Raw genomic sequence first — 14,440 nt, forward strand, 5'->3', positions numbered from 1 at the left:
GCGGCGGATTATCGACTGTCGGTGACGCAGAGCAGACTGGGCCCGTGAGAGTGCTCCTGGTTCCCGACGCCGACGGTGGCGCGACGACCGTTCGCACCGATCCCGTGGGCGTTCCGATCGAGTCGCCACGTCGTCACTCCGACGTCGTGGCCGCGGTCCGCGACATCGAGGCCACCGAACACCCTCGCTGGGTCTGGACGAGCACCGCGGCCGTCTATCCGGCGCTGCTGCGAGCCGGGGTGCGGGTGCGGCGCTGCCAGGACCTCGCACTCACCCACGCCATCCTCAGCATGCGCGACGGTGTACCCGCGCCACCGCCGGACGAACCCGTCGACGAACGCCCCGGCCTGTTCGAGACCGCACCCACCACGGATCCGGCGCAGGTGGTAGCGGACTTCGCGGAACAGCGGAAGACGATCGGTGACGACGCCCGGCTCGACCTTCTGGTGGCCGCCGAGTCCGCGGGAGCGCTGGCCGCCGCGGAGATGAGTTTCGACGGGCTCCCGTTCTCCACCCGCACCCATCGCGCGTTCCTCGAGGCCGCGCTCGGGCCGCGGCCGGCCGGGTACGACCTGCCGCAGCGCATCCAGGACGTGACCGTGGAGATCGGGTCGGCGTTCGGCCGTCGCATCAACCCGGCATCCCACGTGGAGGTCGTCGACGCGTTTCGCCGGGAGGGCATCGAACTTGCGTCGACCCGCAAACACCTGCTGCGCGAGGTCGATCACCCCGCCGTGCCGCTGCTCCTGCGCCACCGGGATCTGTCCAAGCTGTTCAGCACGAACGGCTGGCAGTGGCTGGAGAGTTGGGTCCGCGACGACCGGTTCCGGCCCGTGTACGTTCCCGGCGGCGTGGTGTCCGGCCGCTGGGCGAGCCGCGGCGGCGGCGCACTGCAGATTCCGAAACCGCTGCGGTCGAGCGTGATCGCCGACCCGGGTCACACGTTCGTCATCGCCGACGCCGGCCAACTCGAACCCCGCATCCTGGCCGCCATGTCGGGGGACGCCCGCATGGTCGCCGCCGCGGGCGCCGACGACCTGTACGCACCGGTCGCGGCGGAGACGTTCGACGGCGATCGAGGCAAGGCCAAGGTGGCGATCCTCGGTGTCCTGTACGGCGCCACTGCGGGCGAGGCCCGATCCCTGCTCACCCTGCTGCGCACCCGCTTTCCCGTCGCCGTCGAATATGTGGAAAGGGCGGCCCGCGCCGGTGAACGCGGCGAGGTCGTGCACTCGTGGCTCGGCCGGGCGTGCCCGCCGCCGTCCCCCGACTTCTGGTCGCACGGCGACGCGCATTCCCGCGGCCGGTTCACCCGAAACTTCGTGGTGCAGGCCACGGCATCCGAGTGGGCACTGTGCGTGCTCGCGGACCTGCGGCGCCGGCTGGCCGACGACCCGGACAGCGAGCTCGTCTTCTTCCAGCACGACGAGGTGATGGTCCATACCCGGGACCCCGAGTCGGCGACACGGCACGTTCTGGGCGCGGTCGAGGTAGCCACCCGGTTGCTGTTCGGCGAGACGCGGGTGCGGTTCCCGATGGATGTGGCGGTGCGGGACTGCTACGCCGAAACCTCCGACGAGGCCTGACGCGCGCGGATTTCCGGTGTCGCCGGTGCGCTCGACATGGTGTACTGGGACGCACTGCTGGCGGGGGCGGCGAAGGAGAACCCATGACGAAGCTGGATTCGACGGACTCGAGCACGGGCGGCCGGACGCCGCGCAGATTCCGCTGGCCTGCGTTCACCATCGTGGCCATCGCGATCATCGCGTTCTTCGCCGGCGCTTTCGGGGGCTCCTTCCAGGGCAAGCTCACCGAGGTCCAGAAGAACGACAACGCCGCCTACCTGTCGAGTTCCGCCGAATCGACGATCGTCACCGACGAATCGTCCAAGTTCCTCACCGTCGAAACCATCCCCGGTTTCGTGCTGTTCCACAGCGACGCCCCGCTCACCGAGCAGGACAAGGCTTCCGTCGCTCAGGCGCGTGAGGCTATCGCGGCCGTCGACGGGGTCGACGCCGAAGGCATGTCCCAGCCACAGTTCTCCCAGGACGGCACCACGGCGTCGATCTTCGTTCCGCTCGTCGCGAAGGAGGACGGCACGGCCGTTGCCGGTGATGTGCTCGCCGCCACCGAGGAGAACGTCCTCACCGCCGCGAAGAACGCGGCCGCCGGGCTCGAAGTGCTTCCTGCCGGCCCGGGTGGTCTGCTGGTGGCGTTCATCGACGCGTTCGCCGGGCTCGACGGTGCACTGCTGGGCGCCGCCCTTCTCGTGGTCGTCCTGATCCTGCTGGTCGTCTACCGCTCCCCGGTGCTGTGGTTCTTCCCGCTCTTCTCGGCACTGCTCGCGCTCGGCCTGGCGTCGATGGTCATCTACTTCCTCGCCAAGGCCGAGGTGCTCACGCTCACCGGACAGAGTCAGGGCATCCTGTTCGTGCTCGTGATCGGTGCGGGCACCGACTATGCGCTCCTCCTGATCTCCCGATATCGGGAAGAACTGCACTTCTATCCCAGCCGGTTCGACGCCATGGTCAAGGCGTGGAAGGAATCCGCCCCCGCCATCACGGCGTCGGCGGTCACCGTCATCCTCGGTCTGCTGTGCCTGACGTTCTCCGAACTGAACTCCAACAAGAGCCTCGGGCCGGTCGCCGCGATCGGCATCGCGTGCACCTACCTCGTGATGATGACGTTCCTTCCCGTGGCGCTGTCCGCGGCGGGCAGGTGGGTGTTCTGGCCACGAAAGCCGAAGGTCGACGAGGCTGCCGACCTCACCACGCACGGCCTGTGGGGCAAGATCGCTACCCAGGTCGGAAGCAAGGACCGCCCCCTGTGGATCGGTACGACGGTGCTGCTTGCCGTGCTGTTCCTCGTCGGCATCGGCAGCCTGAAGACGGACGGGCTGTCGTCGTCGGAGAACTTCACCAACCGACCCGACGCCGTCGTCGGTCAGGAGTTGTACGACTCCAAGTTCGATCCGGGTGCCGGCGCGCCCGCCGTCATCGTCACCAACGCAGACCAGACGGACGCCGTCATCGCGGCCGTGAGCGGGGTGGACGGGGTGTCGACGGATCCCGGCGCGGTGTGCCCGCAGGTCGATGTGGAGAAGCTGTCTGCACTCGTCAAGTCCAACCCGGCCGCGGTGGCCTCGGCCGCCGGGCAGGGGTGTGCACCCGACTTCCTCACGGCCGCACCGATCGACGGGCGCATGGTCGTCAACGCGACACTCGCCGACTCGTACGATTCCCCGGAAGCCCTCGAGACGGTGAAACGACTGCGCGACGCGGCGCACGCCGTGCCCGGTGCCGATGCACTCGTCGGCGGCAGCACGGCAACCACTCTCGACGTGCAGACGGCGTCGGTGCACGACCGGAACCTGATCATCCCGATCGTTCTCGTCGTCATCTTCGTCGTGCTGTCCCTCCTGCTCCGCGCCCTGCTCACGCCGATCATCCTCATCGCGACCGTGGTCCTGTCGTTCGCGGCCACCCTCGGGGTGTGCGGACTCTTCTTCACCCACGTCTTCCATTTCGCGAACGCAGATCCGGCGTTCCCCCTGTTCGCGTTCGTGTTCCTCGTGGCGCTCGGCATCGACTACAACATCTTCCTGATGACCCGGGTCCGGGAGGAAACCGAGGAACACGGCACCAAATCCGGTGTGTTGCGCGGATTGGCGGTGACGGGTGGCGTCATCACCTCGGCCGGTGTCGTGCTGGCCGCGACGTTCGCGGTATTGGGCGTGCTGCCCCTGGTGTTCCTCGCCGAGGTCGGTTTCGCGGTCGCGTTCGGTGTGCTGCTCGACACCATCATCGTGCGCAGCATCCTCGTCCCGGCACTCTCCCACGACATCGGCAAGAAGATCTGGTGGCCGTCGGCGCTGGCGAAGGCCAAGGACTAATACGCTTCGTCCGTCCACAGGTGGAACAGCGCGTAGGCCCGCCACGGTCGCCACTGCTCGGCGAGTTCCGCTGCCTGCCTGCCGGTCCTGACCCCCAGCGCACGTTTGAGGACGAGGTCGTCGGGTGTGAACGCGTCCGGGTCGGCCAGCACCCGCACCGTCAGATAGTCCGCCGTCCACGGACCGATGCCGGGCAGCGCGAGCAGACCGGCCCGGAACTCGGCGGGGTCGGTATCCGCGCCGAGGCGCAGACCGTCGGACGCGGCCTCGGCCAGCGCGAGCACGGTCCTGGCCCGGGCGCCGGTGAGACCGAGGGTCGAGCGCAACTGTTCGGGTGAGAGCGCCGCCAGCGTCTCCGGTTCGGGAAACGCGAGGAATCCGTCATGGACGGGCCGTCCATACGCGGACACGAGCCTGCTGCCGAACGTCCGGGCCGCCGCCAGCGAAACCTGTTGTCCGAGAACGGTCAGAACCGCCGTCTCGAACCCGTCCACGCTCCCCAGGCGCCGCAGACCCGGACGTAGTGCCACCAGCGGAGCCAGTTGCGGGTGACGGCTCAACGCGGTGTCGATCGGCAGCGGATCCGCGTCGAGGTCGAGCCAGCGCCGGACAGCGGCGGTCACAGCCTCGACGTCTCCCGGATCCGCCGGTGTCAGGTGCGCCTCGACGTACCCGGGACGTACGACGACGGACACCAGCGCGGGCCCGTGGGGACCGTTCACCACCCGGGTGTGGGTTCCGTCGGGGTCGTGTCGCTCGAGCCCGGACACGGTGTGGGCGCCGAGCGCGCCCCACAACGGCGCATGGGTGAACGGACCCCTGTACGGCAGTTGCACTCTCATACGTCCTCGAGTCCCGTCACCCGCAGCGTGATGTTCAATCTGCCTTTCGTCAGTCCGCAGTCCGGATCGCTCGTGCCGGGAAACACTTTCGGCACTCCGTGATACGCGAACCGGGACTCGCCGCCGAACACGAAGAGGTCGCCCGACAACAACTCGACATCGGTGTACGGCTTCGTGCGGGTGGTGGTGTTGCCGAAGCGGAACGTGCACGTGTCGCCGATGCTCAACGACACGACGGCCGCATCGGACCGCTCCTCCTTGTCCTGGTGCATGCCCATCTTCGCGGTGTCGTCGTAGAAATTGATCAGCGCGGCATCGGGTATGTACCCGTCGGCGGGCTGCCCGTACGCGTCACTCACCGCCCGCCGGCCGAGTTCGACCAGCCAGTCGGGCACCGGCGCGACACGACCGCCGCCCGCGTCCTCGGCGGTGCGCGAGTAGGAATACGGCTTCCAGTGCCAGCCGAGACACACCGTCTGCACCGACATGCGGTGCCCCGTCGGCAGTTGCGCGGCCCGCATCGGGACCGGTGCGGTGGCCCAGCGCCGGCATTCGGCCACCAGGTGGCGCTGCTCCTCCGGCGTGAGCCAGTCGGGGACGTGGACGGCGCCGGGCGCCACCACAGTTCGGGGCCGGGGTATCAACGCGGACATCACGGTCACTCGGCGTCGTGGAGGACCAGGCCGAGGGTCCGGCGGGTGCCGCGCCGAACGGTGCTGACACCGTGCCGTACCGGTCCCGTCGACCAACCACGGGTCGAGCGCACGGGCCTGTCCCTGGTGGTGAAGATCAGCGCATGACCCTGCCGCAGCGTCGTCACCGTGCCCCGGGACTGGGCGCGGGGTCGCTGCTCGACGAGCATGAATTCCCCGCCCTCGTGGTCCACTCCCGGGCGGTCGAGGCCGATCACCACCTGCAACGGGAACACCAGGTCACCGTAGAGGTCGCGGTGCAGAGCGTTCCAGTCGTTCGCGCGGTAGCTGAGCAGGATGGGTGTTGCGCGTTTCTGGCCAGCGTCGTGGCACATGTCCAGCCATTCGTCGAGGGTGTCCGGCCACGGCGAGGGCTGCCTCAGCTTGGCCGCCCAGTCCCGTGCCACGGGAAGCAGTTTCGGGTAGAAGGCCGCACGGAGTTCGGCCACGACCTCCGGTAGCGGGTAGTCGAAGTACCGGTACTGTCCCGAGCCGAAACGGTGCCGGGCCATGTCGACGGTGGACCGGAAACGCTCGACCTCCTCGTACATGTCCGCGATCTGCCCGCACTCCTCGGCGGTCAGGATCTGCTCCGATTGCGCGCATCCCGCGGCATCGGTCTCGCCGTGGAGACCCTGCCAATCCAGGTCGTTCACGCGTTGCGTCAAGGTAGTCATGCCGCTGCCTCCAATGTCAGCAGAATCGACTTGGCTTCCGGCCCACCCGCGTACTGGCCCATGCTGCCGTCGCTGCGGACCACCCGGTGGCAGGGAATCACGACGGGGAGCGGGTTGAGGGCGCAGGCGGTTCCGACCGCGCGCACTGCCTTCGGGCTGCCCGCGGCCGCCGCGACCGCGGCGTAACTGGCGGTGTGTCCGTAGTCGATCTCTGGAAGATGGTGAAGTACTTCGAGCCGAAATCCCTTGGACAGCCTGAAGTCCAGCGGGACGTCGAAGCTCGTGCGCTCGCCGAGGAAGTATTCGTCGATCTCGTGGGCCACCTGGTCGAGCCGGGCCGGTGCGCGCAGGATCCGGGGGCTGATCTGCTCGGCGAGGGTCTGTAGTACGGCGTCGTGATCCTGGCTGGGGAAGGCGACCCGTACCAGCCCGCGATCGGTGGCGGCGAGGAGAAGCGAACCGACGGGGGTGTCGAGGGTCCGGTACGCGACGTCGAGGAGCCCTGCTTCGGCGGCGAGGGCGGCGAGCCGCTCACGCAGATTCTGCTCGACCGCAGAGTCCGACGTGGACAGGGCGTAGACGATGTCGGGGATGTTCATGTGATGTCTCCACTCACAAAGATCGAGAGGGTCTTGCGTAGCGCCGCAATCCCGTCGGCGGCGGCCCGTCGCGACGCGTCCGGGGAGTTGCCCAGGATCACCGCGATCTCGGCGTACGGCAGCCCGGCCAGGTAGTGATACGCCACCGCCGCCCGTTGCTTCATCGGCAGGGCGCCGACCGCGTTCCACAACTCGGGGTCGTGACCGCCGGGGAGTCCGCGGTCGGTGGTCTGCTCGGGAAGCTCGTCGGTGGGGACGGGCCGCCGGTCGCGCGCACGAATGTGGTCGAGCGCTTTCCGGTGCGCGATGGTCACCAGCCATGCCTCGACGTTGCTCCCGGGACGCAGGTCGGGGTACGCCCGCATCGCGGCGATGAAGGTCTCCGACCAGGCGTCCTCGGCGTCCACCGGACCGACCACGGCCCGACAGACCCGCAGGACCGTCGGCCCGTGCTCGGCCACGATGTCTTCGAACAGCTTCAGGGTCATCGGCTCAGCCGGAGTCCCGCCCGTTCCGCTTCGCGTTCGAGCAGGAACCGTTTGCGTTCGAGCCCGCCCGCATACCCCGTCAGGTTGCCGTTGCTCCCGATGACGCGGTGGCACGGGACGATGATGCTGATCGGATTTCTGCCGTTCGCCGCCGCCACCGCGCGAACCGCAGTCGGGGTGCCGAGGGAGTCGGCCAGCTGACCGTACGTCCACGTCTCGCCGTACGGGATGGTGCGCAGGGCGTCCCACACCCGTTGCTGGAAGGGCGTGCCCCGCGCGGCGAGCGGGACGGTGAAGTCGGTGCGCCTGCCGTCGAAGTATTCGGTGAGCTGGGTGACGGCCTCGTCGAAACCTGCGGTGTCGCGCTCCCCGAACGTCGCGGGATTCGGCTGATGCCGGTGTTCGACCATGTAGATGCCGCTCAGCACCCCGTCGACGCTCACCAGCGTCAGGGGGCCGATCGGTGAATCGATGACTGTGTGTGCTGCTCGGTCGGCATTCACGGTGCCAATCCTTCCAGGTGTACGGGCCTCTGAAAGGTAGACGTCTGCCACGACCGAAACGTGAGGTCCGGAATGCATCAGGCAGGATGGGCCGATGGCTCTCGTACAACTCGGCACCCGCGACCTGGTGCGTACCGTCACCGGGATCGCCCGGTGGTCGGCGGACACCGCTGAACTCGTCGTCTCCCTTCCCGGCCGGATCGGCACCCTCCTGGACCAGGTCGAGGTGCTGATTTCCCGCGTCGAGGCAATCAGCGACGGCGCCGAGATCGCGGTGGCAAGGGCGAACGCGGTTGCGGAATCGGCGGCGACCGTGGTCGCCACGGCAGGGCACACATCCGCGTCGGCACAGACCCTGATCGGTCTGTACGAGCCGCTGGCGACGAAGGCCGCCCCACTGGCGCAGCGGTTCGTCGACGACCTCACCGAGGAGGAGATTCACGCCGCGATCGGGTTGGTGGACCACCTGCCCGAGCTGACCCTGCGCATGGAGGGTCTGATGCCGATCCTGGCGACCCTGGACACCGTGTCACCGGAGATCCATCAACTCCTCGAGGAGGTCCAGGGCGTGCGTCAGGCGATCCAGGGTGTTCCCGGTTTCAAGTTCTTCCGCAAGCGCGGCGAGGCCCAGGAGGACGACGACTAAGCGCGGTAGCCGTCCGTTCCGGCGCGTCCGACGACGATCTTCGGGACCACCGCACGCGACGACAGCCGCAGCAGGGCGTCGACGAGTTCGACGATGTCGTTGACCTCGATCATCGCCTCGGGCGGGATCGTGTCGTGGATCCACGCGGACATGTCGGTGTCGACGTACGCCGGGGCGAGCGCGGTCGCGGAGACTCCGTTGCCCGTCTCCTCCACGTTCAGCGTCTCGGTCAGGGAGATCAGCGCGGCCTTGGTCGCCCCGTAGACGGCGAGCCCTGCCTCGGCGTACACGCCGGTGATCGATGCCAGGGCCACGACCTTGGACCCGCGTCCCGGGTTCTCCGCCGCACCGGTCCGGAGCAGCGGCAGCGACTGCTGCAGCAGGCTGAACGGCGCCCGCAGGTTGACTCCGAGGCTCTTGTCGAATCGGCGCATGGGGAACTCGCCGATGGGTCCCGCGGTTCCCACCCCGGCGTTGAGAACCAGCGCGTTCAGCGAACCGTAGGCATCGGTGTGCGCCTCGACGACGCGTCCGGCGGATTCCTCGTCGGCGAGGTCACCGGCGACCACGACGACGTCCTTCGCGCCCGCGGTCCGCAGGTCGGCGGCCACGGACTCGAGCCGATCACGATCGCGGGCGGTGATCGTCAGCCCGTATCCCTGTTCGGCGAGACGAGTGGCGATGCCGAGTCCGATGCCACGCGAGGCGCCGGTGATCAGTGCGGTGCGACTCATACGGTCTGTCCTTTCAGGGCGCGCAGGCCGGCCGCGACGAACTCGGGCACCGCGTCGCCTGCCTTGTCGAAACCCTCACCGACGGTGGCGCCGACACGGTAGCGGTGGTTGATGCCCTCGGCGATGACGGCGAGTTTGAAGTTCGCGAGCGCCAGGTAGAAGTTCCAGTGGACCAGTTCGCGCCCCGACGCCACGGTGTAGCGCTGCGCGAGATCGTCGGCCGACGGCAGTCGCGGGCTCGTCCAGGCCGCCGGTTCGCCGAGCACCAGGTCGAGAGCCGGATGCCGGTAGACGCACATCAGGGCGACGTCGGTGAGCGGGTCGCCGAGGGTCGACAGTTCCCAGTCGACGACCGCCGCAACGGTGCTCACGTCGCCGGCCGCGAGGATGGTGTTGTCGATGCGGTAGTCACCGTGCACGATCGACGACTCCGACTGCTGCGGAATCGATTCGACCAACGCGGCATGCAGGCGGTCGACGTCCGCGGAGTCCGTCGTCTTCACCCGCCCCCACTGGCTCGCCCACAACGTGACCTGCCGGGCCACGTACCCGTCCGGGCGGCCGAGCTCGCCCAGGCCGACGGCGTCGTAGTCGACGTTGTGCAAAGCGCCGAGCACGCGGACCAGTTCGTCGGTGCACGAGTCGATGTCGTCGTCGGACAGCGCCTCGAGATCCGACTTCGTCCGGATCACCCGGCCCGTCACGTGTTCCACCACGGTGAACGACGCGCCCATGACACTGTCGTCCTCGCACAACGCGACGGTGGCGGCCACCGGGACGTCGGTGCCCTGCAGCGCCGAGGTGATGCGGAACTCCCGGGCCACGTCGTGCGCCGAGGGTGTGAGCCCCGCGGTGGGCGGCCTTCGCAGCACCCACCGCGAGGAGTCGTCGAAGATGGCGTAGGTGAGGTTGGACTTGCCGCCCGAGATCAGGTCGGCCCGCAACTCACCGTCGAGAGGAACGTTCGACTCGGACAGGAACTTCCGAAGCGCAACGAGATCGAGTCCCCGATGTTCGGTCATGCGCCTGCCTCCCGCGCGGCCTTCTTCGCGGCACCGACGACACGCTTGGCGATGGCCCAGCGGTGCACCTCGGACGGTCCGTCGTAGACACGGAACGGTCGCACCTCGCGGGACAGCCTGGCGAGGGGCAGGTCACCGGACACGCCGAGACCGCCGCACATCTGAATGGAGCGGTCGACGATGCGGAAGATGGCCTCGGAGGCGTAGGTCTTGGCGATGGACGTGGAGTTGCTCGCGTGACCGCCCTGATCGAGTTCCCAGCATGCCCGCGTCAACAGTGCGCGGGTGGCGGCGATGTCGATCTCGTTGTCCGCGACCATCTTCTGGACCATGCCGAGATCGCCCAGCTTGCCTCCGAAACCCTCACGCTGCGCGACGTGTGCCACGGCGACGTCGTGGCCGCGCCGCGCCGCACCGAGCCAGCGCATGACGTGTGTCATCCGGGCGGGCCCGAGCCGGACCTGCGCGTAGGCGAATCCCTGGTCCACCTCGCCCAGCACCCCGCTGTCGGGGATGAACAGATCCTCGAAGAACACCTCGCAGTGCCCACCGATCATCGCCCGGTCGAGGGTGTCGATGTGACGACCGACCCTCAGCCCCTCGGCGTCGGCAGGAGTGAGGAACATCGTGGCGCCGCCGCGGTCGCCGGGCACGCCGGACGTGCGGGCGAAGATGATGAAGAACCCCGCGCCGTCGGCTCCGGTGATGAAGTATTTGTGGCCGTTGATCTTCCACCCGCCCGGTACCTTCTCGGCGCGCGTGGTCAGCGCCGAGGGGTCGGAGCCGGCTCCGGGCGACGGCTCGGTCATGGCGAACGCCGACCGCATGTCGCCGTGCGCCAGCGGGGCGAGGAACCGCTCCTTCTGCTCCGGGCTGGCGATGTGCGCGAGCATGTGGACGTTGCCCTCGTCGGGGGCACCGATGTTCAGGGCCGTCGGACCGAACAGCGAGTAGCCCGCAGCCTCGAAAACGGGCGCGCGATCGGTCATGTTCAGGCCCTGTCCGCCGTACTCGACGGGTGCGTGCGGGGCGAAGACCCCGGCGTCCTTGGCCGCCTTCTGCAGCTCCACGCGCAGGGTGTCGCCACCGGCCGCTGTGATGTCGCCGCCGTGCTCGTCCTCGATGGGCAGCACGACTTCGCGGGTGAACGCCTCGGTCTTCTCGACGAGCGCGGTCACCTCGGGTGCGTAGGACAGATCGATCGCCACAACTACCTCCAGTCAATACGGCGACTCCAGTACCGACCGATCACTCGCTCGGTCGAAGTCGTCCCCGACAATTCCACACCTTCGAAAGCCGGTCAAGACTCAGTCGGACGCGCCGACCGTGCTCCTCGCGATCGCCAGGTACCGCTCGACCAGTTCGTCGGGCGACAGCGGCCCGTCCTCCCGGTACCAGGTGGACACCGCGACGCACATCGTGACGACGGCCCGGCTCGCGTCCTCCGGGAACGGCGTCCGGAACAGCCCGGCCGCCACCCCCTCGCGGACGATGTCGTCCAGCATCTCCTGCTGCTCGTCGCGCAGCGCGATGTACGCCTTCCGGCTCTCCGGTTCCATGCTCCGCGTCTCCCGGGACGCGACGAAGGCCTGTTCACGCCGGTACATGTGGAACCGCAGGAGCGACTCGATGACTGCGTCGAACCGCTCGCCCGGTGTCGGGCCCGCCTCGGCCACCGCCGCGTGAGTGCGATCGAGGAGTTCGCGCATCACCGCGTTCGTCAACCCCACCAGCAGCGCCTGCTTGGAGGGGTAATGGTGATAGAGACCGGGGACCGACAGACCGGCGCGTGACGCGATCTCACGGATCGACGCCCCGTCGTACCCCTTCTCGACGAACGCCGCCAGCGCCGCGGCCAGAACCTTGGACAAGCCCTGGTCGGTGTACTCACGCCAAGAACTGCCGCGCTGGGTGCCCTCTACCGTCATGGGTCCTACGGTAGAACAGATACCCGCCGCTCCCCTGCTGTGGTCGCGGGAGTTGACTAGAGTCGAACGAGGTCGCCCAGATCGACAGCCTTCTCCGACAGAGAGCCAGGGACCACCTGATGATCCACGTCCGTCACTCCGCGATCGCAGCCGTCCCCATCCACGTGGCGTTCGCGTACATCGACGATTACCGGACGGTCCCCGACTGGATGTTCGGAGTCTCGGAGTTCCGTCCGATCGGGGAATTCGACCAGGGCATGGAGTCGACCTTCGACGCCGCGATCCACATCGGTCCCAGCACCCTGCGATCGCGGCTCGAGGTCACCGAGTGGGAGCAGGACCGGGTCATCACCCTGGCGTCGCTCGACGGCGCCGCCAACTCCTCCACCTGGGAATTCACCGCTCACGGTGAAGACAAGACCGAGATCAGCGTGGACTTCGCGTACAAACTCCCCGGCGGCCTCACCGGCAAGGCCCTCGGACTCATCGTCGAACCGTTCGTCGAAACGGCCGTGAAGAACACCGAGGCGACCTTGCGGCACAACCTCGAGGAGCTGTACGCGAAGCGCAACCGCTAGCGTCCGGGCAGGAAAGCCAGCCGTCCGACTGTCGTCCCCTCGCCGAGCCGTGCGATGCCGTCCGCGACGTCGGTGAGCCCGAGCCGCTCGCTGATCATCGGCTTGATCTCGCCGACCGCGGCCATCCTCGTCAGCTCTTCGTGGCACTCCCGGATCGCAGCGGGGTTGTAGGCGTTGTACAACCCCCAGTGGAGCCCGATGATCGAGTAGTTCTTGATCAGCGCATGGTTCAGCCCGGGCGACGGGATGGTGCCGCTCGCGAACCCGATCACGATGATGCGACCCTCGAACGCGATGCACTTGGTCGACTTCGTGTAGGAGTCGCCGCCCACCGGATCGAACACGACGTCGGCACCACGGCCGTCCGTGAAGTCCTTCACGGCCTGCACGAAGTCCTCGCTGTGCCGGTCGATCACGAGGTCGGCACCGAGTTCCCGCGTGTAGGCCGCCTTCTCGGGCCCGCCGACGACGCCGATCACCTTCGCGCCCGCCGCCTTACCCAGTTGCACGGCCGCGCTGCCCACACCACCTGCCGCAGCCTGCACGAGCAGGGTTTCGCCGGGCTGGAGCTGCGTCCTGCGGTGCAGCGCAAACCATCCCGTCTGGTACCCGATCGACAGTGCCGACGCCTCGGCGTCGTCGAGGGCCTCCGGAGCGGGGAACGCGGTGGCCGAGGACATGACTGCCAACTCGGCGAACCCACCGTTCGGAAGACTCGGCATGCCGATCACCCGGTCGCCGACGGAGAACTCGGTGACACCCTCGCCCAGCCCCACCACCTCGCCGCACAGTTCCACACCGGGAGTGAACGGAAGCGGCGGCTTGATCTGGTACTCACCGCGACACAACAGCACGTCCGGGAAGTTGGCGGCGGCCGAGAGCACCTTGACCAGCAACTCGCCGGGCTTCGGTTCGAGGTCGGGGACGTCCTCGAACGTCAGAACGTCCCTCGGCTGCCCCAATTCGTGTACACGCCACGCCTTCATCGATCAGTCCTTCGGTCCACCGGCGACGTAGACAACCTGACCCGACACGAATCCGGCGCCCTCGCTGACGAAGAACGACGCGGTGTGCGCGATGTCGTCGGGCTGCCCGACGCGGTTCACCGGGATCTGCGACGCCGCTGCCTTCTTGAAGTCCTCGAAGCCGACACCCACGCGCTCGGCGGTGGCGGCGGTCATCTCGGTCTCGATGAAACCGGGAGCGATCGCGTTCGCGGTGACACCGAACTTGCCGAGCTCGAATGCCAGCGTCTTGGTGAAGCCCTGCATGCCGGCCTTGGCAGCGGAGTAGTTGACCTGCCCGCGGTTACCGAGCGCAGAGGTGCTCGACAGGTTCACGATGCGCCCGAACTTGGCGTCCACCATGTACTTCTGCACGGCCCGCGACATCAGGAACGCACCGCGCAGGTGCACGTTCATGACCGAGTCCCAGTCGTCGACGGTCATCTTGAACAACAGGTTGTCGCGGGTGATCCCGGCGTTGTTGATCAGGATCGTCGGGGCGCCCAGTTCATTCGCCACTCGCTCGACCGCTGCAGCGACGGACGCCTCGTCGGCGACGTTCGCGCCCACGGCCAGCGCTTCGCCGCCGGCGGACTTGATCGCGTCGACGGTGCCGGCACACGCGGCCTCGTCGAGGTCGAGGACGGCGACCGCGTAGCCGTCGTCGGCCAGCCGCTTCGCGACGGCGGCGCCGATTCCCCGGGCGGATCCGGTGACGATGGCGGTTCTACGTTCCTGGCTCACTTGTTTCCTCCATGCTGGTTGTTCTCGGTCTTCGTACGGTATTTACGGAGTTCTCTTCTCGCGATGGACATCTTGTGGACCTCGTCCGGTC

General features: G+C 68.1%; 16 protein-coding genes. 4 read left to right on the top strand and 12 right to left on the bottom strand.

The window, feature by feature from the left end:
* The first annotated feature begins 44 nt into the window (after positions 1–44).
* On the top strand, positions 45–1,586 hold the full coding sequence (locus AZG88_RS12285) for a bifunctional 3'-5' exonuclease/DNA polymerase (protein WP_061697829.1): 1,542 nt from the start codon (positions 45–47) through the stop codon (positions 1,584–1,586).
* Positions 1,587–1,669: 83 nt separating this feature from the next.
* Positions 1,670–3,892 (top strand): MMPL family transporter, encoded by a 2,223-nt coding sequence (locus AZG88_RS12290; protein ID WP_061697830.1) that lies wholly within the window; start codon positions 1,670–1,672, stop codon positions 3,890–3,892.
* On the opposite strand, the gene AZG88_RS12295 is transcribed toward AZG88_RS12290, so the two are convergent.
* From AZG88_RS12295 to AZG88_RS12320, 6 genes are read right to left on the bottom strand one after another with little or no spacing between them, the layout of a single operon-like run.
* Positions 3,889–4,734: a DNA-3-methyladenine glycosylase family protein gene (locus tag AZG88_RS12295; RefSeq protein ID WP_061697831.1), complete on the bottom strand. Its 846-nt coding sequence runs from the start codon at positions 4,732–4,734 to the stop codon at positions 3,889–3,891. The two genes, AZG88_RS12290 and AZG88_RS12295, sit on opposite strands and share 4 nt — an antisense overlap.
* Entirely contained in the window at positions 4,731–5,387 is a 657-nt protein-coding gene (locus tag AZG88_RS12300; protein WP_061697835.1) for an alpha-ketoglutarate-dependent dioxygenase AlkB family protein, read from the bottom strand. Before AZG88_RS12300 ends, AZG88_RS12295 begins: the two co-directional genes overlap by 4 nt.
* Before the next feature lie 5 nt (positions 5,388–5,392).
* Positions 5,393–6,103: a 2OG-Fe(II) oxygenase gene (locus tag AZG88_RS12305; RefSeq protein ID WP_005251468.1), complete on the bottom strand. Its 711-nt coding sequence runs from the start codon at positions 6,101–6,103 to the stop codon at positions 5,393–5,395.
* Positions 6,100–6,702, bottom strand: coding sequence for a methylated-DNA--[protein]-cysteine S-methyltransferase (locus AZG88_RS12310; RefSeq protein ID WP_005251466.1), 603 nt, complete (start codon positions 6,700–6,702; stop codon positions 6,100–6,102). Before AZG88_RS12310 ends, AZG88_RS12305 begins: the two co-directional genes overlap by 4 nt.
* Positions 6,699–7,190: an RNA polymerase sigma factor gene (locus AZG88_RS12315; protein WP_061697832.1), complete on the bottom strand. Its 492-nt coding sequence runs from the start codon at positions 7,188–7,190 to the stop codon at positions 6,699–6,701. The genes AZG88_RS12310 and AZG88_RS12315 overlap by 4 nt, the downstream gene beginning before the upstream one ends.
* A complete protein-coding gene (locus AZG88_RS12320; RefSeq protein WP_025433205.1) occupies positions 7,187–7,693 on the bottom strand; it encodes a methylated-DNA--[protein]-cysteine S-methyltransferase in 507 nt (168 codons plus the stop codon). The genes AZG88_RS12315 and AZG88_RS12320 overlap by 4 nt, the downstream gene beginning before the upstream one ends.
* Positions 7,694–7,787: 94 nt before the next feature.
* Between AZG88_RS12320 and AZG88_RS12325 the strand changes: the two genes are divergently transcribed.
* On the top strand, positions 7,788–8,339 hold the full coding sequence (locus AZG88_RS12325; protein ID WP_061697833.1) for a hypothetical protein: 552 nt from the start codon (positions 7,788–7,790) through the stop codon (positions 8,337–8,339).
* Here AZG88_RS12325 and AZG88_RS12330 read toward each other — a convergent pair.
* From AZG88_RS12330 to AZG88_RS12345, 4 genes are all read right to left on the bottom strand, one after another.
* Positions 8,336–9,073 carry an SDR family NAD(P)-dependent oxidoreductase gene (locus tag AZG88_RS12330; RefSeq protein WP_061697834.1) on the bottom strand — a complete coding sequence of 246 codons (738 nt, stop codon included), beginning with the start codon at positions 9,071–9,073 and terminating at the stop codon, positions 8,336–8,338. The genes AZG88_RS12325 and AZG88_RS12330 overlap by 4 nt on opposite strands.
* Complete coding sequence (locus AZG88_RS12335) at positions 9,070–10,095, bottom strand: phosphotransferase family protein (RefSeq protein ID WP_005251453.1); 1,026 nt, start codon at positions 10,093–10,095, stop codon at positions 9,070–9,072. The genes AZG88_RS12330 and AZG88_RS12335 overlap by 4 nt, the downstream gene beginning before the upstream one ends.
* Positions 10,092–11,303 (bottom strand): acyl-CoA dehydrogenase family protein, encoded by a 1,212-nt coding sequence (locus AZG88_RS12340; protein ID WP_005251452.1) that lies wholly within the window; start codon positions 11,301–11,303, stop codon positions 10,092–10,094. Before AZG88_RS12340 ends, AZG88_RS12335 begins: the two co-directional genes overlap by 4 nt.
* Before the next feature lie 99 nt (positions 11,304–11,402).
* Positions 11,403–12,023 carry a TetR/AcrR family transcriptional regulator gene (locus tag AZG88_RS12345; RefSeq protein ID WP_061042196.1) on the bottom strand — a complete coding sequence of 207 codons (621 nt, stop codon included), beginning with the start codon at positions 12,021–12,023 and terminating at the stop codon, positions 11,403–11,405.
* 119 nt (positions 12,024–12,142) lie between these two features.
* On the opposite strand from AZG88_RS12345, the gene AZG88_RS12350 reads away from it, so the two are divergent.
* Entirely contained in the window at positions 12,143–12,601 is a 459-nt protein-coding gene (locus AZG88_RS12350; RefSeq protein WP_005251449.1) for an SRPBCC family protein, read from the top strand.
* On the opposite strand, the gene AZG88_RS12355 is transcribed toward AZG88_RS12350, so the two are convergent.
* Together AZG88_RS12355 and fabG are read right to left on the bottom strand one after the other, a co-directional pair.
* Positions 12,598–13,587, bottom strand: a complete 990-nt coding sequence (locus AZG88_RS12355; RefSeq protein WP_061042197.1) for an NADPH:quinone oxidoreductase family protein — start codon at positions 13,585–13,587, stop codon at positions 12,598–12,600. The genes AZG88_RS12350 and AZG88_RS12355 overlap by 4 nt on opposite strands.
* 3 nt (positions 13,588–13,590) lie before the next feature.
* A complete protein-coding gene (gene fabG, locus AZG88_RS12360) occupies positions 13,591–14,349 on the bottom strand; it encodes a 3-oxoacyl-ACP reductase FabG (RefSeq protein ID WP_005251447.1) in 759 nt (252 codons plus the stop codon).
* Positions 14,350–14,440 lie beyond the last annotated feature (91 nt).

It is taken from the genome of Rhodococcus sp. LB1, from assembly GCF_001583455.1.
Lineage (GTDB): Bacteria > Actinomycetota > Actinomycetes > Mycobacteriales > Mycobacteriaceae > Rhodococcus_F > Rhodococcus_F opacus.